Annotated in this window: 18 protein-coding genes; 5 read left to right on the top strand and 13 right to left on the bottom strand. The window is 59.2% G+C overall.

Features of this window, described 5'->3' with window-relative positions; all coding sequences use genetic code 11:
- The first annotated feature begins 90 nt into the window (after positions 1 to 90).
- Positions 91 to 1677 carry a RimK family ATP-grasp domain-containing protein gene (locus ACA046_RS15545; protein WP_076013623.1) on the top strand — a complete coding sequence of 529 codons (1587 nt, stop codon included), beginning with the start codon at positions 91 to 93 and terminating at the stop codon, positions 1675 to 1677.
- A gap of 6 nt (positions 1678 to 1683) precedes the next feature.
- Complete coding sequence (locus tag ACA046_RS15550) at positions 1684 to 2625, top strand: magnesium transporter CorA family protein (RefSeq protein ID WP_459021168.1); 942 nt, start codon at positions 1684 to 1686, stop codon at positions 2623 to 2625.
- 135 nt (positions 2626 to 2760) lie between these two features.
- Here the strand turns inward: ACA046_RS15550 and map are convergent, their stop codons facing one another.
- Positions 2761 to 3516 carry a type I methionyl aminopeptidase gene (gene map, locus ACA046_RS15555; RefSeq protein WP_497676967.1) on the bottom strand — a complete coding sequence of 252 codons (756 nt, stop codon included), beginning with the start codon at positions 3514 to 3516 and terminating at the stop codon, positions 2761 to 2763.
- Positions 3513 to 3716 carry a ParD-like family protein gene (locus ACA046_RS15560; RefSeq protein ID WP_017475587.1) on the bottom strand — a complete coding sequence of 68 codons (204 nt, stop codon included), beginning with the start codon at positions 3714 to 3716 and terminating at the stop codon, positions 3513 to 3515. Before ACA046_RS15560 ends, map begins: the two co-directional genes overlap by 4 nt.
- 258 nt (positions 3717 to 3974) lie before the next feature.
- Here ACA046_RS15560 and ilvA point away from each other — a divergent pair, with 258 nt between their 5' ends.
- Both ilvA and ACA046_RS15570 read left to right on the top strand, forming a co-directional pair.
- A complete protein-coding gene (ilvA, locus tag ACA046_RS15565; protein WP_497676968.1) occupies positions 3975 to 4997 on the top strand; it encodes a threonine ammonia-lyase, biosynthetic in 1023 nt (340 codons plus the stop codon).
- Positions 4998 to 5501: 504 nt separating this feature from the next.
- The gene (locus ACA046_RS15570) at positions 5502 to 5777 is read left to right on the top strand and encodes a DUF1652 domain-containing protein (protein ID WP_063029815.1); all 276 of its coding nucleotides are present in this window, start codon (positions 5502 to 5504) and stop codon (positions 5775 to 5777) included.
- Between the two features lie 89 nt (positions 5778 to 5866).
- Here ACA046_RS15570 and ACA046_RS15575 read toward each other — a convergent pair whose 3' ends face one another.
- Positions 5867 to 6127 (bottom strand): DUF2790 domain-containing protein, encoded by a 261-nt coding sequence (locus ACA046_RS15575; RefSeq protein WP_076013619.1) that lies wholly within the window; start codon positions 6125 to 6127, stop codon positions 5867 to 5869.
- A 278-nt stretch (positions 6128 to 6405) separates the two neighbouring features.
- Here ACA046_RS15575 and aqpZ point away from each other — a divergent pair, with 278 nt between their 5' ends.
- Positions 6406 to 7098: an aquaporin Z gene (gene aqpZ, locus ACA046_RS15580; protein WP_459021162.1), complete on the top strand. Its 693-nt coding sequence runs from the start codon at positions 6406 to 6408 to the stop codon at positions 7096 to 7098.
- A 2-nt stretch (positions 7099 to 7100) separates the two neighbouring features.
- On the opposite strand, the gene ACA046_RS15585 is transcribed toward aqpZ, so the two are convergent.
- The 10 genes from ACA046_RS15585 to ACA046_RS15630 form a co-directional block, all read right to left on the bottom strand.
- Positions 7101 to 9767 (bottom strand): autotransporter family protein, encoded by a 2667-nt coding sequence (locus tag ACA046_RS15585; RefSeq protein WP_497676969.1) that lies wholly within the window; start codon positions 9765 to 9767, stop codon positions 7101 to 7103.
- Between the two features lie 156 nt (positions 9768 to 9923).
- Complete coding sequence (locus ACA046_RS15590) at positions 9924 to 10862, bottom strand: carbohydrate kinase family protein (protein ID WP_497676970.1); 939 nt, start codon at positions 10860 to 10862, stop codon at positions 9924 to 9926.
- A gap of 12 nt (positions 10863 to 10874) precedes the next feature.
- Entirely contained in the window at positions 10875 to 12356 is a 1482-nt protein-coding gene (xylB, locus tag ACA046_RS15595) for a xylulokinase (RefSeq protein ID WP_497676971.1), read from the bottom strand.
- Positions 12357 to 12503: 147 nt separating this feature from the next.
- A complete protein-coding gene (locus ACA046_RS15600; RefSeq protein WP_459021154.1) occupies positions 12504 to 13985 on the bottom strand; it encodes a mannitol dehydrogenase family protein in 1482 nt (493 codons plus the stop codon).
- A gap of 18 nt (positions 13986 to 14003) precedes the next feature.
- Positions 14004 to 15107, bottom strand: coding sequence for an ABC transporter ATP-binding protein (locus tag ACA046_RS15605; protein ID WP_497676972.1), 1104 nt, complete (start codon positions 15105 to 15107; stop codon positions 14004 to 14006).
- A gap of 37 nt (positions 15108 to 15144) precedes the next feature.
- The gene (locus tag ACA046_RS15610; RefSeq protein ID WP_003215312.1) at positions 15145 to 15975 is read right to left on the bottom strand and encodes a carbohydrate ABC transporter permease; all 831 of its coding nucleotides are present in this window, start codon (positions 15973 to 15975) and stop codon (positions 15145 to 15147) included.
- A 10-nt stretch (positions 15976 to 15985) separates the two neighbouring features.
- Positions 15986 to 16912 carry a carbohydrate ABC transporter permease gene (locus ACA046_RS15615; RefSeq protein WP_497676973.1) on the bottom strand — a complete coding sequence of 309 codons (927 nt, stop codon included), beginning with the start codon at positions 16910 to 16912 and terminating at the stop codon, positions 15986 to 15988.
- A 136-nt stretch (positions 16913 to 17048) separates the two neighbouring features.
- Positions 17049 to 18359 (bottom strand): ABC transporter substrate-binding protein, encoded by a 1311-nt coding sequence (locus tag ACA046_RS15620; RefSeq protein WP_076013611.1) that lies wholly within the window; start codon positions 18357 to 18359, stop codon positions 17049 to 17051.
- A gap of 297 nt (positions 18360 to 18656) precedes the next feature.
- On the bottom strand, positions 18657 to 19562 hold the full coding sequence (locus ACA046_RS15625) for an AraC family transcriptional regulator (protein WP_076013610.1): 906 nt from the start codon (positions 19560 to 19562) through the stop codon (positions 18657 to 18659).
- Between the two features lie 165 nt (positions 19563 to 19727).
- Positions 19728 to 25430 carry a dermonecrotic toxin domain-containing protein gene (locus ACA046_RS15630; protein WP_497676974.1) on the bottom strand — a complete coding sequence of 1901 codons (5703 nt, stop codon included), beginning with the start codon at positions 25428 to 25430 and terminating at the stop codon, positions 19728 to 19730.
- Positions 25431 to 25567 lie beyond the last annotated feature (137 nt).

Below are 25567 nucleotides of genomic sequence, written 5' to 3' on the forward strand. Positions count from 1 at the left end.
CCGCCGTAAAAGTTGCGTAACGAAACGGGACTTCTCTAAAAGATCGTGCTTAATAGAAAAGGTCTAGTTCTCTAAAGCGGATCAATCAATATGTCAGCGGTACAAGGTCATTGGCGTGAAGTATCCGAGCAAACAGTGGCGGCGACAATAACTTCCAACGGTTATTTTTCCAGCCCTCCCAAGAGTGCAAGTCAAGTCGTGATCATTGTCGAGCGCAAGGAAGACTGGGCGTCGTACTTTCCCAGCGAAGACATCGTCACCGCCCAGGAATACCTTGAGCAAACCCGGGAAAGCGAGACGGGCAAGCGGGTCCAGGTGATCAACCTGTGCCGCAGCTACAAGTACCTGGGGCACGGTTACTACTGCTCGCTGCTGGCCGAGGCGCGGGGCCACAAGGTGATTCCGTCGGTGCGCACCATCAGTGAACTGACCAAGAAATCCCTGTATGGCCTGGCCCTGGATGACCTGGATAAAACCCTCGACAAAGCCTTGAGTCACCATCTCTACAGCAACACCGAAGGCTTCACCCTGACACTTTACTTTGGCCGAACCAATATTGAACCCTTGCAGGATTTGGCCCGGCAGTTGTTTGAAGCGTTCCCTTGTCCAATCCTGTTAGTTGAGTTTCGCAAGAATAACGGCTGGCACATCGAAGGCATCAAGTCTGGCGTATTGCACAAGTTGCGCGATGACCAGGAAGATCAGTTTGCCAACGCGCTGGACAACTTCAGCCGCAAGATCTGGCGCCAACCGCGCTCCCGACGTTTGGCCCGCTACGACCTGGCGATCCTGCATGACCCGCAGGAACAATTGCCGCCGTCCAATGCCCGCGCTCTCGAGAACTTTGTACGCGTCGGCAAGGGCCTGGGCATCGATGTGGAACTGATCGAACGCAAGGACTACGCCCGCTTGGCCGAATACGACGCCTTGCTGATCCGCGAGACCACCAGCGTCGACAACCACACCTACCGCTTCGCCAAAAAGGCCGAGAGTGAAGGGCTGGTGGTGATGGATGACCCTGCGTCGATCCTGCGCTGCACCAACAAGGTCTACCTCACCGACCTGCTGAAAAGCCACCAGTTGGGCATGCCCGCCACCGAAATTCTCTACAAGGAACGACCCGAAGACTTTGAACGGGTGGGCGAGCGCCTCGGCTTTCCGCTGGTGCTGAAGATCCCCGACGGGTGTTTCTCCCGTGGCGTGATCAAGGTCGAAAGCCAGCAAGCGCTGCTGACCGCCACCGCCGAACTGTTCGAGCATTCAGTGTTGCTGCTGGCCCAGGAATTTTTCTACACCGAGTACGACTGGCGCATCGGCGTCCTCAACCGCAAACCGATTTTTGCCTGCCAGTACTTCATGTCCAAGGGCCATTGGCAGATCTACAACCACAAGGCTATCGGCCAGGACATCAACGGCGAGTGCCGCACCCTGGCGGTTCACGAAGCACCCAAGGCCGTGGTGGAACTGGCGGTAAAAACCGCCAACCTGATCGGCGACGGCCTGTACGGCGTCGACCTCAAGCAATCCGGCGACAAGGTGGTGGTGATCGAGGTTAACGATAACCCCAACATGGACGCCGGTATCGAAGATGCCTACCTGCAAGACGACTTGTATTCCCTGGTACTGGAAGAGTTCGTACGACGCCTGGAGTTGAAGCGTCAAGGCCAGGTGTGGTGACGCGCGATGATCCAGCGCTTTGAATTAACCGATGGCAAGTTGTACAACAGCCTTGGGGACGGCGGGGATGTCTTGCTGTTCAGCAATCCGGACCCCCACGAGCGCAAGTACCTGCGCGACTGCTACAAGCTTGATGAGCACGCCCTGGCCTCGGCGCTCGACCCGGACGAAGTGTCCCGCATCGAGTTCCACCCCGATAACCTGTTCCTGATCTGGAAGCGCCCGGAGAACTATTCCGGCGGCGGCAACCTGGTGTTTGAAGTGTCATCCTGCGGCCTGCTGTTTTCCGGGGACCAACTCTTGGTGATCGCCACCGACGACAGCCAACTCTCCGGGTTGGGCTCACGCCGGCCGTTACGCACGCCACTGGATGTATTGCTGGACCTTCTGCTCAACAACATCCACCACTACCTGGGCCACCTCAAGGTGATCAAGATGGTCGCTCGGGAGTTGCAGCAGCAGTTCAACGCATCGATGAGCAACCGCCACCTGATGCAGATGTTCAACCTCAGCGAAAGCCTGATCTATTACATCAACGCCCTGCACAGCAACGGCGCGGTGCTGGCGCGCCTGCGTAACCATGGGGAAAAAGAACATTTCAGCGCTGAGACCCTGGGCTTGATCGATGACCTGATCATCGAGAACAACCAGTGCTACAAGCAGGCGGAGATTTACTCCAACGTGTTCTCCGGGCTGATCGATGCCCGGGGCAACCTGATGAACAACAGCATGAACAACCTGCTGCGCAAGCTGACGTTGATCAACGTGGTGTTCTTGCCGCTGAACCTGATTGCGAGTGTGGGCGGGATGTCGGAATTCAGCATGATGACGGCGGGGACGCCGTGGTGGATTTCGTATCCGTTGTTTTTGGCCGCGATGGGGCTGGGGGCGGGGTTGATGGTGTTGGGGTTGAAGCGGATTGCGGGGAGCGGTGATAAGGCGGTTTGACTGAAATCCTGAGTATCACTTAGGTCTAAATGTGGGAGCGGGCTTGCTCGCGAAAGCGGTGTGACAGTCGCCATCTACAGCGACTGATCCACCGCTTTCGCGAGCAAGCCCGCTCCCACAGGGGATTTGCGCCATTCAGACGTCCGGCTGCAACGTCAACACCTCAAACCCATCCCGCGTCACCGCCACGGTATGTTCCCACTGCGCCGACAGGCTGTTATCCCGCGTCACCACCGTCCAGCCGTCTTTCAAGCTGCGCACCTTGGCGCTGCCCTGGTTAAGCATCGGTTCAATGGTAAACACCATGCCTTCACGCAGTTCCAGACCGGTGCCGGGGCGGCCGAAGTGCAGGATCTGTGGCTCTTCGTGCATCTCGCGGCCAATACCATGCCCGCAATATTCACGCACCACGCTGTAGCCGTTGCTCTGGGCATGGCTCTGGATGGCGTAGCCGATATCCCCCAGGCGTGCGCCGGGCTTGACCTGGCGAATCCCGGCCCACATCGCTTCAAAGGTCATTTCCACCAGGCGCCGGGCCTTGGGGGCGACGTTGCCGATCATGTACATCTTGCTGGAGTCGGCAATGAAACCGCCTTTTTCCAGGGTGATGTCGATGTTGACGATGTCGCCATCCTTGAGCACCGCCTTGGCGCTCGGCATGCCATGGCACACCACCTCGTTGATCGAGGTGTTGATGCAGAAGGGGTAGTCGTACTGACCCAGGCTCGCAGGCCGCGATTGCAGGTCGTGGCGGATGTAGGCTTCTACGGCGCTGTCGATCTCCAGAGTCGACTGGCCGGCGGCGACAAAGCCGTCGAGCATGGTAAACACCTGGGCCAGCAGGCGGCCGGCTTCGCGCATCACGGCGAGTTGTTCCGCAGTCTTGATCATTGCGCGCGCCCCCGGATCAGGTCGGGTTTGTCCAGCAACAGTTTGTTGATCAGGTCGTTATAGGCCAGGTGCGGATTGAGCTCGGCGAGCAGGCCGATCTTGATCCAGAACTCGGCCTGGGCGTTGATGGAACGGTCCATGGTGGCGCTGGCCAGACGGAGTTGTTCGTGCAATTGGTCGGTGATCTTGACGATGCCCATGAGTTTCACTGTGCAGGGTGGATATACAAAGCGTATACGTTTCGTATGCTCCGCGTAAAGCCTGGCGTTGCGCCATTGACTTGCCCGGCACCGCCGGTTAATTTTGATTCATGACATTTCAAACCTATCTTCGCCAGCCAAGCATTATTACCGCCATTCCTCATCTGGCGGGATAGCGCTCGGCTGTACCCAAACCCGCCCTAGAGGCGGGTTTTGTTTTTCCGTCTCCAGGGCTCTGTAAATTCCCAGGAGACACCCATGAGTACCCACCCGGCGGCGAGCCAGACTCAAGATTCCGGATTGCTTGAGCACTACGTGAAAAAGATCCTGGCCGCCCCGGTCTACGACCTGGCGGTGCGCACGCCGTTGCAGGTGGCGCCAGCGCTTTCGGCGTTGCTGGGTAATCAGATCCTGCTCAAGCGTGAAGACCTGCAACCGACCTTTTCCTTCAAGATTCGTGGCGCCTACAACAAGCTGGTGCAGCTCACGGAGGCACAAAGGGCCCGGGGTGTGATCACGGCGTCGGCGGGCAACCATGCCCAAGGCGTGGCATTGGCGGCGCGGGAGTTGGGGATCAAGGCGACGATCGTCATGCCGTGCAGCACCCCGGAGCTGAAGGTGTTGGGCGTGCGCTCCCGAGGCGGCGAGGCGGTGTTGCATGGGGCCAGCTTTCCGTTTGTCCTGGCCCATGCGTTGCAGTTGGCCGAGGCCACCGGCAGCACGTTTGTCTCGCCGTTCGACGACCCGGATGTGATTGCCGGGCAGGGCACCGTGGGTATGGAAGTGCTGCGCCAACAGCAAGGGCCGCTGGACGCGATCTTCGTCCCGGTGGGCGGCGGCGGCCTGATCGCGGGTATCGCCGCCTACGTCAAATACCTGCGCCCAGAAGTGCGCATCATCGGCGTCGAGCCCGAAGGCTCCAGTTGCCTGCTGGCAGCACTGCGCGCAGGGAGCAGGGTGGTGCTGCCGAGCGTCGCCAGCTTTGCCGATGGCACCGCCGTGGCCCAGATCGGCGCCTATGGTTTTGAAATCTGTCGGCACCACGTGGATGAAGTGATCACCGTCAGCAATGACGAACTGTGCAGTGCCATTAAGCTGATCTACGATGATACGCGCTCAATCACTGAGCCTTCAGGTGCCTTGGCTGTTGCCGGTATCCGCAAGCATGTCGCAAAGACCGGCATCCAGGGGCAAACATGGGTAGCGATCAACTCGGGGGCCAATATTAACTTCGATAGTTTGCGGCATGTTGCTGAACGCGTGGCAGCTCAGGCAGGTTAAACGTTTAATCTAACGAATGTTTAATTTAGTTACATTCACCCATTTGGATGGCAGTTATCAAAGTAGAAAAAGGTTCTTTAGGTGCACTTATAACGAGCGGTCTTTCATTTTGCATGATGCCAGGGCAGGTGCATTGCAAGACGCATGAACCGGTAGGCGGTTTTTTGTCCGAAAGCTGCAGTTTGTCTGGGGCGCTCCGCAGTGGGCCTGACGGCATGTTTAATGCTTTATAAGATCCTGTTACAACTCTGAATGAGCAACAAACACGGCGGCAAACACCTCGAACGGGTGAGTTAATGGCGGTCTGCCACGTAACTTATATAAGTAACGCTCTTGCTTATGAGGAAAGGATCCAACGCGTTTCAAACGAGCCTAGTACGCTGGGTCAGTGAAGCCGTCTGCCAAGGCTGGTAAGGCGCAAACGGCGAGCGTGTCACCGCGTTCGCCAGCAGTACGAAGATTGATAACAATCGATTGGCAATCTCATAAAAGGAGAGGTCGGCCATGCTTTCGGATCTGGAATTACGCGGCATTATTGAAGGAAGTTTCCTGCCCAAGCGCTGTGAAGTCACCAAGGCGCCAGACGCCTCGCTGACGGTGAAGGTTTATCACGAGATCGACCATGACCGGGTCGACCTGGTGGTCACCGGCATTTGCGCGAACAAGCTCGACAGCAGTCGGGCGATCTGCAACTTGATTACCGAGTTGCGCGAAGACCTCAAGCACACCCACACCCATGCGCCGGCCCTCAAGAGAGCCGGTGCGCGTCCCTTCTATTAACGGACGGCTGAGCTTCAGTCAGTGAAGATGTGCGGGCCTGGATAAACACCAGGCCCAATGCCGTTTCCGTGATCACTGTGCGCATTGGATCAATTCTGGAAATCACAGGCTTCTGACAGTTTGTGATAACCCACGTCCTGGATTTTGCCGGCGCTGTCCACGAACTTGATATCGGCCTTGATCACTTTGCATTCATTGGTATCGGTTTCGTGCATGGCAAGCACCTTCTGCACATCCATCTTCTCGCCGTAGTGATAAGGCGTGATGACAGGGGCGCTATCAGCCTGCGCCATCCCCGTTACAGCCGTCAGGGCAAATGCGCTACCGAGCATTAACGTACGCAGTTTCATGGTGTTTCTCCGCAAGCCGTTCGCAGGCTCTCGAGGTGATGAGCCGCGGCCGCCCTGGGCATCGGCCGGAGCCGTGCGAGTGCGGTCGATTCGACTCTCGTCCCGGGGGATTAACCATCGATTAAGTGAGGCTTTACTGACAAAAGCTTCATCTTCAGCGTAGTCGTAACGTCATGCACACAATCCGGAAAACTCCGATACGGGCCAGGACAACGCGCTTGCTACCGTCGCTCGCGGGTCCATCAATCGGATGGCGTGTGTAAAAGGCGGAGTCGGGTTTGCAAAAGAAAATCGCAGCAGAGTTTCTCGGAACGTTCTGGCTGACCTTCGGCGGCTGCGGCAGCGCGATACTGGCGGCGGCCTTTCCAGAGTTGGGTATTGGCTTTGCCGGTGTGGCCCTGGCCGCTGGTTTGACGGTGCTGACCATGGCCTACGCCGTGGGCGGTATTTCCGGTGCGCACTTCAACCCCGCGGTGACCATCGGCCTGTGGGTCGGCCGCCGGATGGCGGGTATCGATGTAGTCCCCTACATTATTGCCCAGGTGGCCGGTGCGATGGTCGCTGCCGCCGTATTGGCGCTGATCGCCAGCGGCCGTCCGGATTTCGAGATAGGTGCATTCGCAGCCAATGGCTATGGTCAGTTGAGCCCGGGGCAATACAACCTGCTGGCGGCAGTGGTGGTGGAAGCCGTAGCGACGTTCTTTTTTGTGTTCATCATCATGCGCGTCACCGGTCCTGGTTCGGCAGCGGGATTTGCGCCCATCGCGATCGGCCTGGCGCTGACCCTCATTCACCTGGTGACCATGCCCGTCACCAATACCTCGGTCAACCCGGCCCGCAGCACGGGGCCGGCATTGTTTGCCGGGGGTGAGTACGTGATGCAACTGTGGCTGTTCTGGGTGGCGCCGATCGTGGGCGCGGTAATCGGCGCCATCGTCGCGCGAGGGGTCACCTGCCCCAGGGAGGCGTGAGCCTACCAGCTCACGCGTACCCCCGCGTTGCCGCTGAATCCTTCCAGGGTGTTGCTATCCAGTTGAGTGTTGTAGTCCGCCGCCAGGTACACGCTGACGGTGGACGACAGCTTGGCCACAACGCCCACGCCGAGGTCGGCGGTGGATGACTTGTGATCGGTTTTAATCCGGTCCACGTCATCGTAGGTCACCGTGTCACTGCCACCGAACGTGCGCCAGGCGTTGGCCCGCACATACGGCTCGATTGGCGTGTTCTGCACCAGGTAGCGGCCCTTCAAGCGTGCACCGAGGCGGCCGGTCCAGTAATCCTGGGAGTCGAATGAGACCTTGGAAATACCGTCGTGCTGGCTGTCCATGCCAATCTGCTGGTTGATCACCTGGACCTGGGGTTCCACCACCCAATGTTCGGAAACAGTAATCGGGTAACCGGCTTCTGCCGACAGGGCCAGGGCGTGGCCCTTGTTGTCGATCTTCACGTCACGGTCGGATTTGCTGTCACCGTCGAGACGCGTGCCCATGGCCACCAGGTCCACGTACCAGCCCTTGGGGTCGGTGAGGGTCCAGTAGGCGCCGAAGTTATCACCGTCCAGCTTGACGCGCCCGGAGCGGTTGTCCTGGAAGCCCATTGAAAAGCCCTTGATGTCACCTTGCAGGCGGCTTTGGCCGATGAACAGGCCGAAACGCTGAATCTGCCCGCCGCTGGTCTCGGAGGCGTAGAGGTCGTGGCCGACTTGATAGCCCTTGATGGAACCGTCGAAACTCGGCGACACCGTGCCCGACCAGCTCTTGTTGAAGTCACTGCCATAGGCACGGCCCCAGCCCGCCGGTACCGGCCCGGTTTCGCTGAGCAGGCTTTGCTCGCCCTGGCGGTCATGGAAGGTACCCAGGGCTTGCAGCGTCATCAGTTGCGCGGCCGGTACGACCACCGAGTACACCGGCACCTCCAGGCGATACAACGGAATTGGCTCGGCCCCGGCGATGGCGGTAGGCAACACCTGGTTGCTCGCGGCCGACTCCGGTGAGGTTGCCGCCGCTACCTGGCTGGGCGCAGGAGCAGGGGGCTCCACCGGCGCGACGGGTTGCGAGGTCGGCGGTTCCACCGGCGGTTCATCCGGCGCTACCACGGGCGGCACCGGGGGGATGGGCGGCACCGGCACAATCACCGGTGGTGTGGGCGGCGTTGGCGGCACCACCGGCGGCTGCACAGCGACCACCGACGAGCGCAGGTACCAGTTATTTTCCGTGCCAGCGGTTACACCACCTTTGAACAGAAGATATTCATAGGCCCCGGCGGATACCGACCCTTTCAGGGCAAAGGCGTCGGTGCTGCTGGTGGCGCCGTTGAGCGCTTGCACCACCTCGATCCCGTTGTTCTGCGTAAAGCCCCCGGCGCCGCCGAGGTTGGTCACGGCCAGTTGGGTATTGCCGCTGATGGACCCATCTGAAACCACCAGTTTGTCACTGGCGGAACTGTCGTCACCGAGTACCGATTGCAACCACAGTTGGCCATTGTTGCCGACGTAGTTGCCATACACGGTCAACGTATCCGTGGCGCTGTTGCTGCGGGTGGTCATGTCGAGGGTGCCCGCGTTGTTCAGGGTGGCCAGGGCGCCCGCGGTGTAAGGGCGGATGCTGCCTTGAGTCACGCCGAGGGTACTGCTGCCATCGATGTTGAAGGTGCCGGTATTGCTGGCACTGTCGCCGAGGAAAAAGTCGCCGGCCAGGTCGAAGCGCGAGTTGTTGTTGAGGTTGACCGTCTCCCACCCGATGTAGCGTGCAGCGGTGCTGGAGGTGGCGTTGTCGAAGGTCAGTTGGTCGTTACCCAGACCGCCGTCAATCGAAGGCGTGGTGCCAAGCAGGGTTTCGTTGAGGCCGCTGAGCAGTGCGGTATCGTCGCCATCGCCCATCAGCACCGCGGATTTGATCTGGCCGCCATTGAGCCAGTTGAGTGTGTCATTGCCGACACTGGCGCGGATCTCGCCATTGATGACCCCGCCACTCACGGTAATGCTGTCGTTGCCACCACTGGTGCTGATATTGCCGCCGATGTTGCCGCCGGAGACGATGATCGTATCGGTCCCGAAAGCGGTCACCAGGTTGCCGAGAATCGACCCACCGGACATGTCATAGATGTTGTTGTCGAGCTTCATGTCGACCCGGCCGATGGTGCCGCCGGTTTGCCTGGCCACGTCGCCATCTTCGAAGGCGCCGACGATGGTGCCGCCAGTCATCAGGAACGTATCGCGGCCATCGCCCTGGGCCAGGGACTGGATCTGCCCGCCGCTCATCACGAAATCATCAATGCCGTTGCCCTGGGAAACGGCGCCGGTCACGGTACCCGAGCTGATCTGGAAACGATCAGCACCGTCACCCTGAGTGATGCTTCCTACGATGCGTCCGGAATTCATATCGACGAAGTCGATGCCGGCGCCGAAGGTGATATTGCCGTTGATGGTGCCGGTGCCGCCGGCGGGCAGGGCCAGGGTGTTATTGCCGGCAAGGTCGGTCAGGCCGGTGGCGCTGGTGCCGCTGTCGCAGGTGAAAGTGTCGTTGCCGGGGCCCGGGGTGAGTACGCAAGCCGCCAAGGCTTGTTGGGGGGCCAGGTAATGCAGTGAGAGGATGCCGACAGCCAAAACGGCGCGAGGATGAAAAGTCCGTTTATTGCGCATTTATCTGCCCTGTTTTTGTTATAAAAACTGCACATGTTTTTTGGGTTTAGTACAGTTTTTGACACAATGCAGGATTTTCTGACAGATAACCGCAGGGCTATAAGCCACGTAATACGTGGCTTATATGGTGGCATATTGATTTCTATCGTGTATTTGTCAGTCCAACTGATGACGATAGGGCAGGTCCGGACCGGTCTTGCCGCAGGTCAGTGCCGCGGCTTGAATGGCGAAGGTGAGCATGCTGCTGATCTGTTCGCGGGACAGCTGTTGCAGGCCCTCGACCGAGTCCAGTTGCTGCTCGGTGAGCCAGGTGATCAGTGCCGCCTGGAACGTATCGCCAGCGCCGACGGTATCGGCCATGACGACCTTAATCGCCGGTGCCGACCAGGTGCCGTGTTGACGGCTGAACACCGTCGCGCCATCGCCGCCACGGGTCAGGAATACCAGTTGGCAACGGTGTTGCAACCAGCCTTGCAGGATGCTTTCTGGAGCCTGGCCGGGGTAGAGCAGGTGCAGGTCTTCGTCGCTGACCTTGATCAGGTCGGCATGCTTGACCAACTCGGCCACGCGGGCGCGCCATAGCTCGATGTTCGGCTCCGGGTTCAGGCGTACGTTGGGGTCGAGGCTGATCAGGCGCTTGCCGCTTTCCCGGCGGACCAGGGCCAGCAAGGTATCGGCAATCGGTTGCACTACCAGTGAGAACGATCCAATGTGTATCCCACGCACCTCGTCGCCCAACTCCGGCAAGTGTTCAAGCTGCAACTGGCGGTCGGCGCAACCTTCACCACGAAAGCTGTACTGCGGTGAGCCATTGGCACCCACGGCGACCATTGCCAGGGTGGTCGGCGCGGCGAATTCCAGCAGGAAATCCTCGCGCACACCTTCGACCTTGAGCACCTGCAACAGGCGCCGGCCGAGGTAGTCGTCGGAGATCCCGGCGAAAAAGCCCGCGTCGATTCCCAATCGACGCAAACCTACCGCGACGTTGAACGGCGAGCCGCCGGCAATCGCCTTGTAATTGACCCTGGACGCCTTGCCGCTGGCATCGTCCTCGCTGAAAAAATCAAACAGCGCTTCGCCACATACCAAATACATATTCGTTCGCTCTTAAAGGGATGCCACGTGCTGTTGATAACGCTCATAAGCCTGCTGGTAGGCGCTGACGCTGTCGGCGTCCGGCAGCGTGCGGCTGGCCGCGTCGACGCTGACGCAACGCTGGCACAGCTGCGCCAGGCTTTCACCGGACTGGCACCACGCCGCCTGGATCGCCGCGCCCAGGGCAGCGGCTTCGCTTTGTTCGGTGCAGATCACTTCGGTGTTCATGATATCCGCGACCATCTGCCGCCACACCGGGCTTTTCGAACCGCCGCCAATCAGGCGGATACTCTGGCTTTGCAGGCCGGTCTGGCGCAACAGGTCGAGGCCGTAGCGCAGGCCGAAGGTGGTGCCTTCGACCACGGCGCGGCACAGGTTGGCGCGGGTCAGGTTGGTCATGGTCAGGCCGTGCAGGCTGCCGGTGGCGTGGGGCAGGGCGGGCACCCGTTCGCCATTGAGGAACGGCAGCATGCTCACGCCGTCGGCGCCAATCGGTGCCTCGGCCACCCGCGCGTTGAACGCCGCCAGGTCCAGGTCGAACAGCTCGCGGATGACGCCGGTGGCGTTGGTCAGGTTCATGGTGCAGATCAACGGCAGCCAGCCGCCGCTGGAGGAGCAGAACGTCGCGACCGACGCCTGCGGGCTGACGTTGGCCTGATCGGCAAAGGCATACACGGTGCCGGATGAGCCCAGGCTCATGGTGATCACGCCGGGGGCGATATTGCCGGTGCCGATGGCGCCCATCATGTTGTCGCCGCCGCCGCTGGAGACTTGCGCATTCGGGTTGATGCCCAGGCGCTCGGCGATGGCCGGCAGGAGGGTGCCCACTGGCTGATTGGCTTCGATCAACTTGGGCAGTGCGGCTTCCAGGCGTCCTTCGGGGTCGATGTGGCGCAGCAGTGCCAGGTCCCATTCCCGGGTGCGTACGTTGAAATAACCGGTGCCCGAGGCGTCGCCGTATTCGGCGCAGGCGCGGCCGGTGAGCCAGTAGTTCAGGTAGTCGTGGGGCAGCAGGATATGCGCAATGCGCGCGAACACCTCCGGGTGTTGTTCGCGGGTCCAGAGCAGTTTGGACACGGTGTAGCCGGGAGCGATGGCCACGCCGAGGCGCTCCAGGGAGCCGCTTTCACCGCCCAGGTGTTGCAGCAGGCGATCGTTTTCCGGCGCGGTTTCGGTGTCGCACCACAGCTTGGCCGGGCGCAGCACTTGGCCTTGGTCGTCGAGCAGCACCAGGCCATGTTGCTGGCCGGAGACGCCGATGGCGAGGATGTCCTGGCCGTCCACACCGGCTTGTTGCAAGGCGCGGTGGGTGGCTTCGGTAAAGGCGTCGAGCCACTCCTGGGTGTGTTGTTCGCGGCGGCCATTGGCGCCGCTGATCAGCGTATGGCTGGCGGCGCCCAGGCCCAGGACTTTGCCGCTGCTGGCGTCCAGCACGATGGCCTTGGTGCCCTGGGTGCCGCAGTCGATACCGAGATAGAGGTTTTGCTGGGTCATGGTGGGTCGCTCAGCCTATTTTTATGGAGAACTCGGTCAATGTGGGAGCGGGCTTGCTCGCGAATACGGTGTGTCAGTTAACGCAAATATTGACTGATCCACCGTATTCGCGAGCAAGCCCGCTCCCACATTTTTGATTCGGTTCCGTCAGTTGAGTTTGGCGAGCAGCCGCTCCAGCGTTTTGCTCACACCCACATCCTGCAGGCTCTCGAAACACCGCTCAAACGCTGCCACAAACTCGGGCGAGTTGGGAATAGCCGTACCAAAAATCTCTTCCACCCCCAGCAGCCGCTTGCTGATCAACGCATCTTCCGTCACCAGCCCCTGGCAAAACTCGGCGCGGGGATCCGGGATGCGGTAGATCACGCCATTCTCATCCACACCTTTCAAGTACAGCGCCCACGCGGCCACCACCAGTGCGGCACGCTCGGTCTCGCGCCCGTCGGCAATCAGGCGGTTGATGGTGGGGACGGTGAACTTGGGAAACTTCGACGAGCCATCGGAGCACACGCGCTCCAACTGATCGGCAATCGCCTGGTTGGAAAAGCGGTCCACCAGGGTCTGCTTGTAGTCGGTCAAGTCGATCCCCGGCACCGGCGCCAGGTTTGGCGTGACATCCAGGTCCATGTAGGCGCGCATATAGGCCACGAACAACGGGTCGTTCATGGTTTCGTGGACGAAGCGGTAGCCCTTAAGGAAACCCAGGTACGTCAGCGCCAGGTGGCTGCCGTTGAGCAGGCCGATCTTCATCTCTTCGTACGGCGTCACGTCATCGGTGAACTGCACGCCTACCGTTTCCCATGCCGGGCGGCCGTTGACGAACTTGTCTTCCAGTACCCATTGCACAAACGGTTCGCAGACCACCGGCCAGGCGTCGTCAATGCCGTGATCGTCGTGCAGTTGCAGGCGGTGCGCAGTGCTGGTCATCGGCGTAATGCGGTCGACCATGGCATTCGGGAAACTGACGTTGGCCTTGATCCACTCATGCAGTTCAGCGTCATGCAACGCGGCGAAGGCCAGCAGGGCCTTGCGAGTCACGGCGCCGTTGTGGGGCAGGTTATCGCAGGACATCACGGTAAACGCCGGCACCCCGGCCGCCCGGCGCTGGGTCAACGCAGCGCAGATAAAGCCGAACACGGTTTTCGGCGAGCCCGGGTTGGCCAGGTCATGCTGGATCTGCGGCAGGTGGGCCATGAACTCGCCGTTGCTGTCGTCGATGCAGTAGCCGCCTTCGGTGATGGTCAGCGAGACGATGCGAATCTCTGGGCTGGCCAGCTTGTCGATCAGCGCCTGGGCGCCGTCTTCGGCCAGCAGCATGTCGCTGATGGAACCGATCACACGCACTTCGGTATCGTCGGTGTCGCCCAGTTCATACAGGGTAAACAGGTAGTCCTGGCCGGCCAGGTCGTCCCGTGCCTTGCGGTCTTCGGCGCGCAGGCCGACCCCGCAAATGCTCCAGTCCAAGCCCACGCCGGTATTCATCAAGGCGTCGGTGTAATACGCCTGGTGCGCGCGGTGGAAGCCGCCGACGCCAATGTGCGCGATGCCCTGGCGGGTGTTGGCAATCGCATAGGCTGGCAGTTGCACTTCAGGGGCCAGTTGCGTGAGGTTTTGCTTATTCAGTTTCATCAGGAAATTCTCGCGAAATCAGGCGGCGGCGCGCAGTGGGCGGGCGACCGCAACGCCGTCAGCGTCGAACAGGTGGCATTGGGTCGGGTCCAGGTACAACTGCAGGGTTTCGCCATACTGGCTGGCCATGTCGCCACGGATCCGCAAGGTCAGCGGCTCCTTGCTGTCGGTAATGACGTGGCAGAAGGTGTCGCTGCCCAGGCGCTCACCGACATCGGCGGTAACGGTCAGGGTGGCCTGGCCAGGGGTGGCGATTTCCAGGTGTTCCGGACGAATGCCCAGGGTCACTGCGCTGCCAACGCTCAAGGTTGCGCTGCTCAGGGGCAGGCTGATGCGGCCGCCGGCGTCCAGTTCGACGTCGCAGCTCTGGGCATCCACGCGGTTGACCTTGCCTTTGAGGAAGCCCATTTTCGGCGTGCCCAAAAAGCCTGCGACAAACAGGTTGGCCGGCTGGTGATACAACTCCAGCGGCGAGCCCACCTGTTCCACGCGGCCGCTGTTGAGTACCACCACCTTGTCGGCCAGGGTCATGGCTTCGACCTGGTCGTGGGTCACGTAGATCATGGTGGCTTGCAGTTCTTTATGCAGGCGCGACAGCTCCAGGCGCATCTGCACCCGCAGGGCCGCATCGAGGTTGGACAGCGGTTCGTCGAACAGGAATATCTTCGGATTACGCACAATCGCACGGCCGATGGCGACACGCTGGCGCTGGCCGCCGGACAACTGCTTGGGCTTGCGCTCAAGCAGAGGGCCCAGCTCGAGGATCCGCGCCGCTTCGTTGACCTTGCTCTCGACAATCTTCTTGTCGACGCCGGCCAGGTCCAGGGCAAACGACATGTTCTTGCGCACGCTCATGTGCGGGTACAGCGCGTAGGTCTGGAACACCATCGCCAGGTCGCGCTTGGCCGGGGTGACTTCGGTGATGTCGCGACCATCCAGCTCGATGGTGCCTTCGGTGACTTCTTCCAGGCCGGCAATCAGGCGCAGCAGGGTGGATTTACCGCAGCCCGACGGGCCGACGAACACCACGAATTCCTTGTCGTTCACTTCAAGGTCGATGCCCTTGATGATGGAGAAACCTTCGAAGCCTTTTTGCAGATTCTTGATTTTCAGGTTGGCCATGATGGGCCTCCGCTTTTAAATATTTTTAAAGGAGCCGTTACTTCACGGCGCCGAAGGACAAACCGCGGACCAGCTGTTTCTGGCTGATCCAGCCAAAGATCAGGATCGGCGCACAGGCCAGGGTCGACACGGCAGACAATTTGGCCCAGAACAAACCTTCGGGGCTGGAGTAGGAGGCGATCAACGCGGTCAACGGCGCGGCGTTGGACGAGGTCAGGTTCAGCGACCAGAACGCCTCGTTCCAGCACAGGATCAGCGACAGCAACACCGTGGAAGCCAGGCCGCCCTTGGCGATCGGCAGCAGCACCCGGACCATTTCCTGCCACAGGGTGGCGCCGTCCAGGCGGGCGGCTTCGAGGATGTCCTTGGGGATGTCCTTGAAGTAGGTGTAAACCATCCAGACCACGATCGGCAGGTTGATCAGGGTGTAGATGATGATCAGCGCAATGCGCGTGTCCAGCAGGCCGAAGCTCTTGGCCAGCAGGTAGATCGGCATCAGCACGCCCACCGGCGGCAGCATCTTGGTGGAGAGCATCCAAAGCAACGTGCCCTTGGTGCGCTTGGTCTCATAGAAGGCCATGGAGTAGGCGGCCGGTACCGAGATCAGCAGGCACAACGCGGTGGCGCTGAAGGAGATCAGCACCGAGTTCCAGGCGTAGCTGAAGTAGTTGCTGCGCTCGTTGATGTGCAGGTAGTTCTCCAGCGTCGGCGTGAAGATGAACTGCGGCGGCGTGGCGAACGCGTCGATTTCGGTCTTGAAGCTGGTCAGCACCATCCAGAAGATCGGGAAGAAAATCAGGATCGCGATGGCCCAGGCCAAGGTGCCGAGCAACACGCTTTGCAGGCGGCGGGATTGTTGAAGCGTCATGGCGCGGCCCTCAAGGCTTGTCAGTCAGGTTTTTGCCGATCATCCGCACCAGGATGATCGCCGCGATATTGGCGATGACCACGGCAATCAAGCCGCCGGCCGAGGCCATACCCACATCGAACTGCACCAGCGCCTGGTTGTAGATCAGGTAGGCGAGGTTGGTCGAGGCGTAGCCGGGGCCACCGTTGGTGGTGGTGAAGATTTCCGCGAACACCGAGAGCAGGAAGATGGTTTCGATCATCACCACCACGGCAATCGGGCGCGCCAGGTGCGGCAGGGTCAGGTGCCAGAAGATCGCGATGGCGCCGGCACCGTCCAGGCGGGCGGCTTCCTTTTGTTCCTGGTCAAGGGACTGCATGGCGGTCATCAGCAGCAGGATCGCGAAAGGCAGCCACTGCCAGGACACGATGATAATGATCGACAGCAACGGGTAATGGGCCAGCCAGTCCACCGGCTGGGCGCCGAACAGCTTCCACACGTAGGCGAGAATCCCCGACACCGGATGGAAAATCAGGTTCTTCCAGATCAGCGCACCGACGGTGGGCATGATGAAGAACGGTGAAATCAGCAACACCCGCACCAGGCCGCGACCGAAGAACTCGCTGGCTTCCAGCAGGGCGCCGATCAGTACGCCAAACACCACGCTGATCAGCAATACGCTGCCCACCAGCAACAGGGTGTTGGTGGCGCCGGGCAAGAAGCCCGAGTCGGTGATGAAGTAGGTGAAGTTCTCCAGCCCCACGAATTGGTTTTCGCCGGGGTAGAGCAGGTTGTAGCGAATCAGCGAGAAGTACAGGGTCATGCCCAGCGGCACGATCATCCACAGCAGCAACAAGGCCACCGAGGGGCTGACGAGGAACCAGCCGGGGTTGATCAAGCGGCTTTTACGCGGCTTGTCCGGCGAAGCGGTTTGCACTTGGGCAGTGGTGGTATTCATGGTGATCAGGACCGATTAGAGACAGGTACGCAAAGCCCCTGTAGGAGCGAGGCTTGCTCGCGAAGGTATTCCAGGCGCATCGCTGCGGTGGATGTACCTTTTTCGCGAGCAAGCTCGCTCCTACAGGTGTTGGGGGTTACTTGGGATAACCGGCCCGCTTCATTTCGCGTTCGGTGAAGGTCTGTGAATCTGCCAGGGCTTTGTCCACAGTGGAGCCACCGGTCAGTGCACTGGAGAAGAACTTGCCGACCTGGGTACCAATCGCCTGGAATTCAGGAATGGTCACCAGCTGGATGCCCACATACGGCACCGGCTTGGCCGACGGGTCTTTCGGGTTCGCGACTTTCAGCGATTCCAGCGTCACCTTGGCAAACGGTGCAGCCTTCATGTATTCGTCGCTGTAGGTCGACGTGCGGGTACCTGGCGGTACGTTGGCAATCCCGTCGGTCTTGGCGACCAACTGGCTGTATTCCTTGGAAGTGGCCCAGGTGGTGAAGACCTTGGCGGCGTCCTTGGCTTTGGAGCTGGTTGGAATCCCCAGGGACCAGGAGTACAGCCACGAAGTACCTTTTTCAGTTTTCTCGTGCGGTGCAAAGGTAAAACCGACGTGGTCAGCCACCTTGCTTTGGGTCTTGTCGGTTACAAACGAGCCGGCGACGCTGGCGTCGACCCAGATCGCGCACTTACCGCTGTTGAACAGCGCCAGGTTTTCGTTGAAACCGTTGCTGGAAGCGCCCGGCGGGCCGGACTTCTTCATGTTGTCGACGTAGAAGTTCAGCGCGTCTTTCCACTCCGGCCCGTTAAATTCCGGCTGCCACTTCTCATCGAACCAGCGCGCACCGTAGCCGTTGGCCAGGGTGGTGATCAGCGCCATGTTCTCGCCCCAGCCGGCTTTGCCCCGCAGGCACAGGCCGTACTGTTCCTTGTCCTTGTTGGTGAGTTTGGCGGCGAACTCGCCGATCTGCGTCCAGGTGGGGTGCTCAGGCATGGTCAGCCCGGCGTCCTTGAACAGGTCGGTGCGGTAATAGGTGATGGAGCTTTCGGCGTAGAACGGCAGGGCGTACAGCGAGCCCTTGACGGAAAGGCCGTCACGCACGGACGGGAAAACGTCGTCCAGGTCGTAGGAGGCAGGCAGGTCCTTCATCGGTTCCAGCCAGCCTTTGGCGCCCCAGAGTGCAGCTTCGTACATGCCGATGGTCAACACGTCGAACTGTCCGCCTTGGGTGGCAATGTCGGTAGTGAGGCGTTGGCGCAGGACGTTTTCTTCGAGTACCACCCAATTCAGCTTGATCTCCGGATGCTCGGTCTCGAAGGTTTTCGAGAGCTTCTGCATGCGGATCATGTCGCTGTTGTTGACGGTGGCAATGGTCAGGGTTTGCGCGCCAAGACTGACGGCGCTGAGGGTCATGCAGGTACAGGCAAGCAGAGCTTTAGCTGTGAACTTCATCGCGCACTCCATTTCTGCGCCCAGTGGCTACAGAAGGACAGTTATTGTTGTTGTGTCTTCCACGACTGCTGGAAGAGTGTGCGTTGATTACAGCCTTCAATTGGCGTGCTGACAAATCCTTGGGAGCACTTTTACTGATACTTTTTTGCACTCGGTCGTAAATGCGCTGAAACGGTTTATCGCGCAGGGCTTTACTGTAGGAGCGAGCTTGCTCGCGAAAAAGGTACATCCACCGCAGCGATGCGCCTGGAATACTTTCGCGAGCAAGCTCGCTCCTACAGGGGGGAGTTGAATTGATTAAGCTAGGTTTTGCTCGGTCAGGCGCTGCACCGCCAAACGCCGGTAGTGCGAGGGCGTCATGCCTTTGAGCTGCTGGAACCGGCGATTGAAGTTGGAGATGTTGTTGAAACCCGACTCAAAGCACACATCCGTCACGGCCTTATCGCCATCGGCCAATAGCTCGCAGGACTTGCTGATACGCAGGCGATTGACGAACTCGATGAAGGTGCGCCCGGTGGCTTGTTTGAATACGCGGGAGAAGTAGGTGGGCTTCATGCCGAGGTATTCAGCCACTTCTTCCAGGGACAACTCCCGGGCGTAGTGGGCAAAGATGTAGTCCACCGCGCGGTTGGTGCGGTCGATGCTGTGTTCATCGGCCAGTTGTGGGGTGGTCACGCCCGAGAGCAACTGGTAATCCTCACAGGCACTGAGCACCTCCAGCAGGATGAAGAAGTGCCCGAGGCGCGCCATGCCCTGGGCGTCCTCGATGCGCTGCATCAGGTTCATGGCCTGGGCGATGGTCTTTTTGCAGCGAAATTCGATACCGTATTGCGCTCGTTCCAGCAGCGGCGTCAGGGTCTTGAGTTCGGCGAATATCTGACCGCCGCCTTCAAACAGGTCGTCAGTGAAGTTCACCAGCATGTCGCGCTTGGGCACCACTTCGTCCTCGGCCACCTGGCTGATCCAGTTGTGGGGCAGGTTGGGGCCGGTGAGGAACAGGCTTTCCGGGTAGAAGTTGCCGATGTAGTCGCCGATGAACACCTTGCCGGAGCTGGCGACGATCAAATGCAGCTCGTATTCCTTGTGGAAATGCCAGCGCACTAACGGGCACGGGAAGCCGTGTTGGCGATAGATGATGGACAGACCGTTGTGATCGTCCATCAGCTCGTAGGAAGGATCGGTGATTCTCGCTGCTCGGGTCATGCTGCAGTCGCTTTATTGTGTGGTCGCAAAAAGGATAATGCCCCCTTGTGCGCCAGCTCGCCAGCGTCGGTGTTTATAGGCTGCGGTTTTTCGCCTCGCAAAAAACGGCGCGATCATCCATAACTGGCCAGGCATCGCGCCGTCATTTGACTGGGTATCGGCGGGTCAGGCGCTCAAGGCGGGTTGGCTGTACCCATGGTCATCCGGGGTTTTCGGCAAATTGAACAGCGTGTCAGTCCAGTTGTTATCGAGGGGGCTCATGTTTGGGTTTCCAATTTCCCGGATCTTCCACCCCAATGCGTCCCATCTTTTCATGGTGGCCTCCAGTTCGGCGGTGTATTGCCTGGCGGGGCAGGCTATTTCGGCCCAAGGGTCAACGATCCAGGCATCAGCCCATTGGGGTTGCGAGAAGTCGACGGTACCGCCAGGCAAGATAGACGGGCCGCCAACGACGGTGAATGCGTGAGCGTCGCCCGCCGCCCAGGTATAAGCGCGCCCACCACTTTCGATGATGATCTCCTGGGCGAGCAGGCTCATCTCCCCACAGTTTCCGGCGCCACTTTTCAAGGCCTGGGCTCCAAGGTCATTCGTGCGGGGATTCGCGGTTTTACGCAACCATACAAGGGCCTCGTTCGCGGCATCGGCGCGTTTTATGTCGGAAACTGAGCGTATCTGGTTGCTGGGACCCAACCCTGTGGCTTTCATCGCTCGGTCCACCGATTCCTTTGCACTCAGCGCATAAAACCGGTTTTTTTGTTCAGTGGTCATGCTGGCAAAGTCATTGGGTTTTGTCAGGACGGAAATCTTGTTCGGCATCATTGAAACATTGGTTTTGCCGAGCGCGCCTCGCGTTTGCAACTGGAACACTGCCTCACGCTGCTGCTCAGGGGTCATCGTGGCGGTCTTGTTTTTCAGGTCATTGATTTGAGCTTTTGAGTAGCCATTTTTTTCCAGTGACTTATACGCGTCGTTCAGTTTCGGCAGCGCGATGAAGTTGGCGTCGTTCGGATGTGCTGAATTGCCCTGCCGTATATAAAATTTTGATCGATATTTTTGTGCTAACGCCAACTCAAATTCTGTAGCGTTGCATTTGAGGAATGACACATCCGTTGCGGGTGGCGTAGTGAGCTTCACGTAATAGAATTCAGCAGTATCAGCCTCAATCACCAGATATTTCGATGGATCACCCGCTTTAGGGCTGGACACCACTATGCCCCTCATCTCACGTTGATCGTTGACGCTGCGGGTTATGCTGCCGAGCTTCACCACACGCGTTTCTTTTTCAAGAAACGGATTGGTTTTCTCAAAGGGGAGGCCGAAACCTGGATCGTTGATTATTTTTCCATCGATATGCATTTTGTATTCGATGGGCTGGCTGATGGGCAAAGGTACAAGCTTGGTGCCCATTTCAGTGTCGACCATTTTATGTATGCGCCTTTCCCTGACAACGAACCGGTCGCTGTTGAATAGTTTGCGCGGGGAAGGAAAAAGACGCTCATGCTCCAATGCCTGCAACTCCTGCTGCAGTTCGTTGCCGGTGCTGACGATGATCCTGGAGAAGCACTCATCGTTGGTGCCTCGTCTCACTCTCGCGCCCGGCGCGGGTGGCAGTGGGCAAACGGCTTCGAAGTTCTCCAACTCCGCCTCGTGCCCGGCTGATTCCACGTCCGTCAGTTTGCCAGGCCGTTTGGCGTTATAGCGGTAGACTTTCTCGCCATCCACCACATCAAAGCCGTCGGAGCGTGAGATGACATAGGCATCTTCCGCCAATGATTGCTCGGTGACCAACGCCTTGGTGCCGTCAAAGAACGTTTCTTTTTGCAGCAGGAGCGTTGATGGCGCTCGTGTGCCTGGCGCGATGAAAGGATCTTCAGGAACACTACTGGCACCCACGGAAAACAGGGTGTTGAGTGCACCGTCCAACGCTTTCATGGTGCCGTCACGGCGCTCGGACAAGGTGTCGCCCGAAACGGATTTCTCTATGCCAAGCGCCATCTCAGCGAGCGCGGCGGCTGCGGTAGCGCCGGCGGCGAGGAAGCTTGTGGGTGACAGTTTTCCCAGCAGTTCCGCCGTCGTTGAGACGTCATTGAGCCACGTGTCGCGAATCACCTCGCTGTTTGATTTGATTGCAGTGTCTGCGTCACTGCTCAGGCGTTTTTCGGTTGTGCCTGTGATGTGCTTGAACACATCACCGTGAATCCTGATGTTGCCGCGATCAATGGTGGTGCCCTCCAGCGAATCCCAGCCGCGAGTTGCCAGATGAGCCAAGGATGCGTCGACCCCGTAATAGCTGGTGCCGTCTTGCCGGTCGGACAGCGAGAAGTGAGAGGCCAGGGCCTTGCGTTTGTCCGGATCCTTGGCCTGGTCGACGATCCACTGATCCATTTTTTCCAGAGAGTCGAAGCGCACGAAGGCCGGATCTCCACCAGGCACGTACAGCACCTGCCTGCCGTCACGCCGACCGTTGAGGTACAGGTACTGCCCATCGTCCTGGGCGGTAAAACGCACGATATCGTTAGAGCCATAGCCGTTGATGTCCAGGGCGTGGGCACGGACAAGGCCACGGGTCGATGTTGAAGCCCTCAACTGCTCTACGGTTGTTGCGGCATCCTGCTCTACCGAAATATTCGACGCTGCGGCCATCACCAGCCGGTAGTCATCGGCAGTGAATTTATGTTCATCCGCAAGCTTTGACTGTTCCGCAGGCGTTTTCGCTTCATAGGCCTTCAATTGCTGGCGGGCCCGCGCAATAAACTGGCCTTTGAGGACTGTGCGGTAGTCGTCACGGTGCTTGTCCCAGAAGTCACCGAGTTTGGCAGTAAAATTCTTCTGGATATCGGTTTTCCAGCTTTCGTTCATTACGCTCGAAGGGGCGAGTGCCAACTTGTGGTGTTCACCGTAACCCGCGGCATCCGTGTAAAAGCCCGATGTCGCATCGAGCATGCCAGGCTCCCAGTCGGCTTCAGTGAAGTTCTTCAGTAATGCATCCGGCAAGCGTAGTGAACTGTTGATACGGCGGTGATTAAGCTCTTCGGACGTGCGGGCCGTGCCAAAACGGTTGTGATAAATCGTATCGGCATCCACGGTTTTGCCGGTGAGCTTCAGTATGATCGCCTCGGCCAATTTCTTTGCCTCGGCACGTGGGTTTGGCAGTGCCTTGCCGGTTGTGTCGGCAAGGCTTTGAAACATGGCTTTTTCAGCCTCGGCGCGGGCCAGGCTGTCGTAATAGCTCGTACTTTGCTCTTGCTGTTTTTTTAGGGAGGGGATCGAATGCCCAGGAGCGGCCAGCACGGAATCGAATGCCCCCCGTTGTACCAGGTAGTCAGCCCTTTCCCGGGCTTGAGCGACAGTGCTACTGCGGGGCTCATTGTAAAACCCGGCGACGATACTTAACGGTACGTCAATGAAACGACTCAAGCTGGGCATCTGTAGCGATTGTCCGGAACCTGGCACGATTATTTTGCCTATCGTCAGGATCGGGCCGGCGATAGACGCCCAGCCTGAATCATCTGTCAGCTCAAAGGTTTTCGGGGAGCCGCCCACCATGGCTGTCGCTTGCCCGGTCGAGGGAACAACCTTGAAGGTACCTGGATCGACGTGTTGCCGGACCAGCCATTCCTTGATCGCTACGTGGTCAAACAAATCGCGATAGGCTTCGAGCCAACGGCCCAGCGAGGAGTGACTTGGAACGGTGACTGTTTCCTCTGATAAACCGTCGGCCGCTCGTCTCAGTGCGCGGGAATAGCCGTCCACCAAGAGCGTTTCTTCGGAAAAAAGCTCGGCACCACCGGTGAGGAATGTCACAAGCGCGTCGACTTGTTCCCGGTTCTCCGGCAGTGGCTTGCCCAAGGTTTTCAGGAAGCTTTCGACGCTGGCAGAGGCCCCAGGCTCGGTAGTGTGCAGTTGACTGTAGGTTGAACCGGGGTGGATATTCACACGGTGGCTGGCCAATACATCGGGGAGTGTGTTTGGCGTGATTCGGCTCGCGTCCAGGCGAGCACGAATCAGTTTTAGTTCCTTCCCAAGACTGTCCCGATCATAGATATCGCCAACGACTCGACGATGAGAGGCCAGCGCCTGTGGACCGCGGGCTTTCTCCGATTTGAGAACGGATTTGAAACTGTCGTCGTAGAACGCTTTTACCATCGATGTTTTCAGCGTACCGCTCATTACCTCAGGGTAAGACAACGGCGCAGGCAGTCCGCCGCCGATGACGACGGCTTCGGCGATTGCCAGGGTCAGGATCGCGGCATTCGAGATACTTCCATTGCTGATGGGGATCTTCACCCATTTCCCGTCGACCAACCCGCTGACGCTTGAGTCGCCAGGATGAAACTGGATGCTGGAGGCTATAAAGCGGTTGTCTCGGATAAAGTCCTGAAAAGCAGGGCTGCCCAGTGCGCTACGCAATTGGGTTAACCATTGCCCCAGCGTCGACAAGGGAGACACCTGCATCGATGCGTCGGCCTGCTGAGCGGTGGCTTTTGCCAGGTTTTGCACCACCTCGGCGTCGGCCTTGGCGTCGGCTTCGTCAACAACGGCCACTGTCGTGGCCGGGGGCGGGCTATGAGATGGTTGCGAGGCGGGTCGCGGGAAGCCGTTTTGCAGGGCGGCGCTCTGTTTGAGTACGTCCAGCAGGTCAGTGCCCAGTGTCGGCTGGGCGTAGAAGCCCAGCACTTGTTCAAGCGTGGCCGGCTTATGAGCCGGGTGATGTACCCGCGCCGTTGAACCACCCACCATGCGTTTGGCGGCCTGCTGGATCGCCCCACCTACATCTGACCATCCTGAAAGGTCATTGAGGCTGAACGTTTTGTGTGTGCCATTGACCAGGCCGCTCAGCTCACCTGTGCCTGGATCAATACTGACACTGGACATCGAAATGCTGTGCTTCCTGACAAATTGCACGAACGCATCAGAGGACAGTGCGGTTTTCAACGCTTCGCGCGCTTGCCCGAAGCCCGAGTGTTCCGGTAGGTCGGTCAGCTCGTTCGTTGCCGTTTGGCCATAGGGACGGATTTCAGGGCGAAGGTAGAGCAGCTCCCGTGCGCAGATTCGGGCCAGTTGTTGATCAGCCAGTTCTGTCCGCGCTGAAGGTATCAATGCTTCATTGACGGGGGCGAGTGCGCTGAACTGCTCAGGCGATAAACCGACAAGGTGTTGCTTGGCACTTTCCTGGCGCTGGCGAATAGCATCGACGTGTGAATTGCTTGAAGTCTGCGGTTGCAGGGCGTCGAAATCACCCTGGTTCAGTAGCTGGCCAACGCGACCAAGCAAGGCTGCGGCAGGGTATCTATCCGTTTCACCATAGAACGCGGCAACCACATTGGCAGGCGCACTGTCTTTGCTGAAATATTGAATCGGGCCGTGCTGCCTGTCGACGGACAACTCGCCCAGGGCGGCAAAAACGTCGCCGGTCAGCGTGTTCCAGCCGGGCGTATTGTGGGCGTTGAACTCAGAGGCCTGGCCACTGAGCCGGATGGTTTGGGAGTCGGGATACAGTAATAGTGTGGAAAGGTCGATGTTCTTTGCTTTGGCAAAACTGGCAAAGGGCTCTGAAGTCAACGCCCTGTCCAGCCGTGACCAGGGCTGGCTAAACGTTGAGTAAGGCGCGACGCGCACGGCTTCCTTGAGCGGGAGGCTTTGGGTGGTTCTGATGGCGAGCGAGCGCGCACTCAGGGCCTCGGCATACCCCAGGGCCATTTCCTTGTCACCTTGTTCGACCAGTGCGCTACGGGTTTGTGTCAGCGTCGGCGGCGAGCTGGTTGTCGGTGGAGTGTCGGTTGAGCGGCGGGTCCGAAGGGTCTCGCCATTGTCTTGGGGGAGGATGTATCCGTTGGAGGCAAGGAAACGGGACTCAACACTGCTCATGGAACCACCTTGAAATATTCGACACGGTCTGTGCAGGCCGGACGATACGGCCGACTTATCCAACTATGTCGCTTCGCGCTCTGCAGGCGTTCCGAAGAATGCCCGCGGGAGTTTGGCGGAGTATTTCAAGATAAAGT

This window comes from Pseudomonas sp. LBUM1641 (assembly GCF_059716235.1).

What these genes read in the sequence shown, in the direction of transcription:
- map (WP_497676967.1), bottom strand. Translation starts at nt 3,516, where the DNA reads ATGATCAAGACTGCGGAACAACTCGCCGTGATGCGCGAAGCCGGCCGC.
- ACA046_RS15605 (WP_497676972.1), bottom strand. Translation starts at nt 15,107, where the DNA reads ATGGCCAACCTGAAAATCAAGAATCTGCAAAAAGGCTTCGAAGGTTTC.
- xylB (WP_497676971.1), bottom strand. Translation starts at nt 12,356, where the DNA reads ATGACCCAGCAAAACCTCTATCTCGGTATCGACTGCGGCACCCAGGGC.
- ACA046_RS15610 (WP_003215312.1), bottom strand. Translation starts at nt 15,975, where the DNA reads ATGACGCTTCAACAATCCCGCCGCCTGCAAAGCGTGTTGCTCGGCACC.
- ACA046_RS15560 (WP_017475587.1), bottom strand. Translation starts at nt 3,716, where the DNA reads ATGGGCATCGTCAAGATCACCGACCAATTGCACGAACAACTCCGTCTG.
- ACA046_RS15615 (WP_497676973.1), bottom strand. Translation starts at nt 16,912, where the DNA reads ATGAATACCACCACTGCCCAAGTGCAAACCGCTTCGCCGGACAAGCCG.
- ACA046_RS15620 (WP_076013611.1), bottom strand. Translation starts at nt 18,359, where the DNA reads ATGAAGTTCACAGCTAAAGCTCTGCTTGCCTGTACCTGCATGACCCTC.
- ACA046_RS15585 (WP_497676969.1), bottom strand. Translation starts at nt 9,767, where the DNA reads ATGCGCAATAAACGGACTTTTCATCCTCGCGCCGTTTTGGCTGTCGGC.
- ACA046_RS15570 (WP_063029815.1), top strand. Translation starts at nt 5,502, where the DNA reads ATGCTTTCGGATCTGGAATTACGCGGCATTATTGAAGGAAGTTTCCTG.
- ilvA (WP_497676968.1), top strand. Translation starts at nt 3,975, where the DNA reads ATGAGTACCCACCCGGCGGCGAGCCAGACTCAAGATTCCGGATTGCTT.
- ACA046_RS15630 (WP_497676974.1), bottom strand. Translation starts at nt 25,430, where the DNA reads ATGAGCAGTGTTGAGTCCCGTTTCCTTGCCTCCAACGGATACATCCTC.
- ACA046_RS15590 (WP_497676970.1), bottom strand. Translation starts at nt 10,862, where the DNA reads ATGTATTTGGTATGTGGCGAAGCGCTGTTTGATTTTTTCAGCGAGGAC.
- ACA046_RS15575 (WP_076013619.1), bottom strand. Translation starts at nt 6,127, where the DNA reads ATGAAACTGCGTACGTTAATGCTCGGTAGCGCATTTGCCCTGACGGCT.
- ACA046_RS15550 (WP_459021168.1), top strand. Translation starts at nt 1,684, where the DNA reads ATGATCCAGCGCTTTGAATTAACCGATGGCAAGTTGTACAACAGCCTT.
- ACA046_RS15545 (WP_076013623.1), top strand. Translation starts at nt 91, where the DNA reads ATGTCAGCGGTACAAGGTCATTGGCGTGAAGTATCCGAGCAAACAGTG.
- ACA046_RS15625 (WP_076013610.1), bottom strand. Translation starts at nt 19,562, where the DNA reads ATGACCCGAGCAGCGAGAATCACCGATCCTTCCTACGAGCTGATGGAC.
- ACA046_RS15600 (WP_459021154.1), bottom strand. Translation starts at nt 13,985, where the DNA reads ATGAAACTGAATAAGCAAAACCTCACGCAACTGGCCCCTGAAGTGCAA.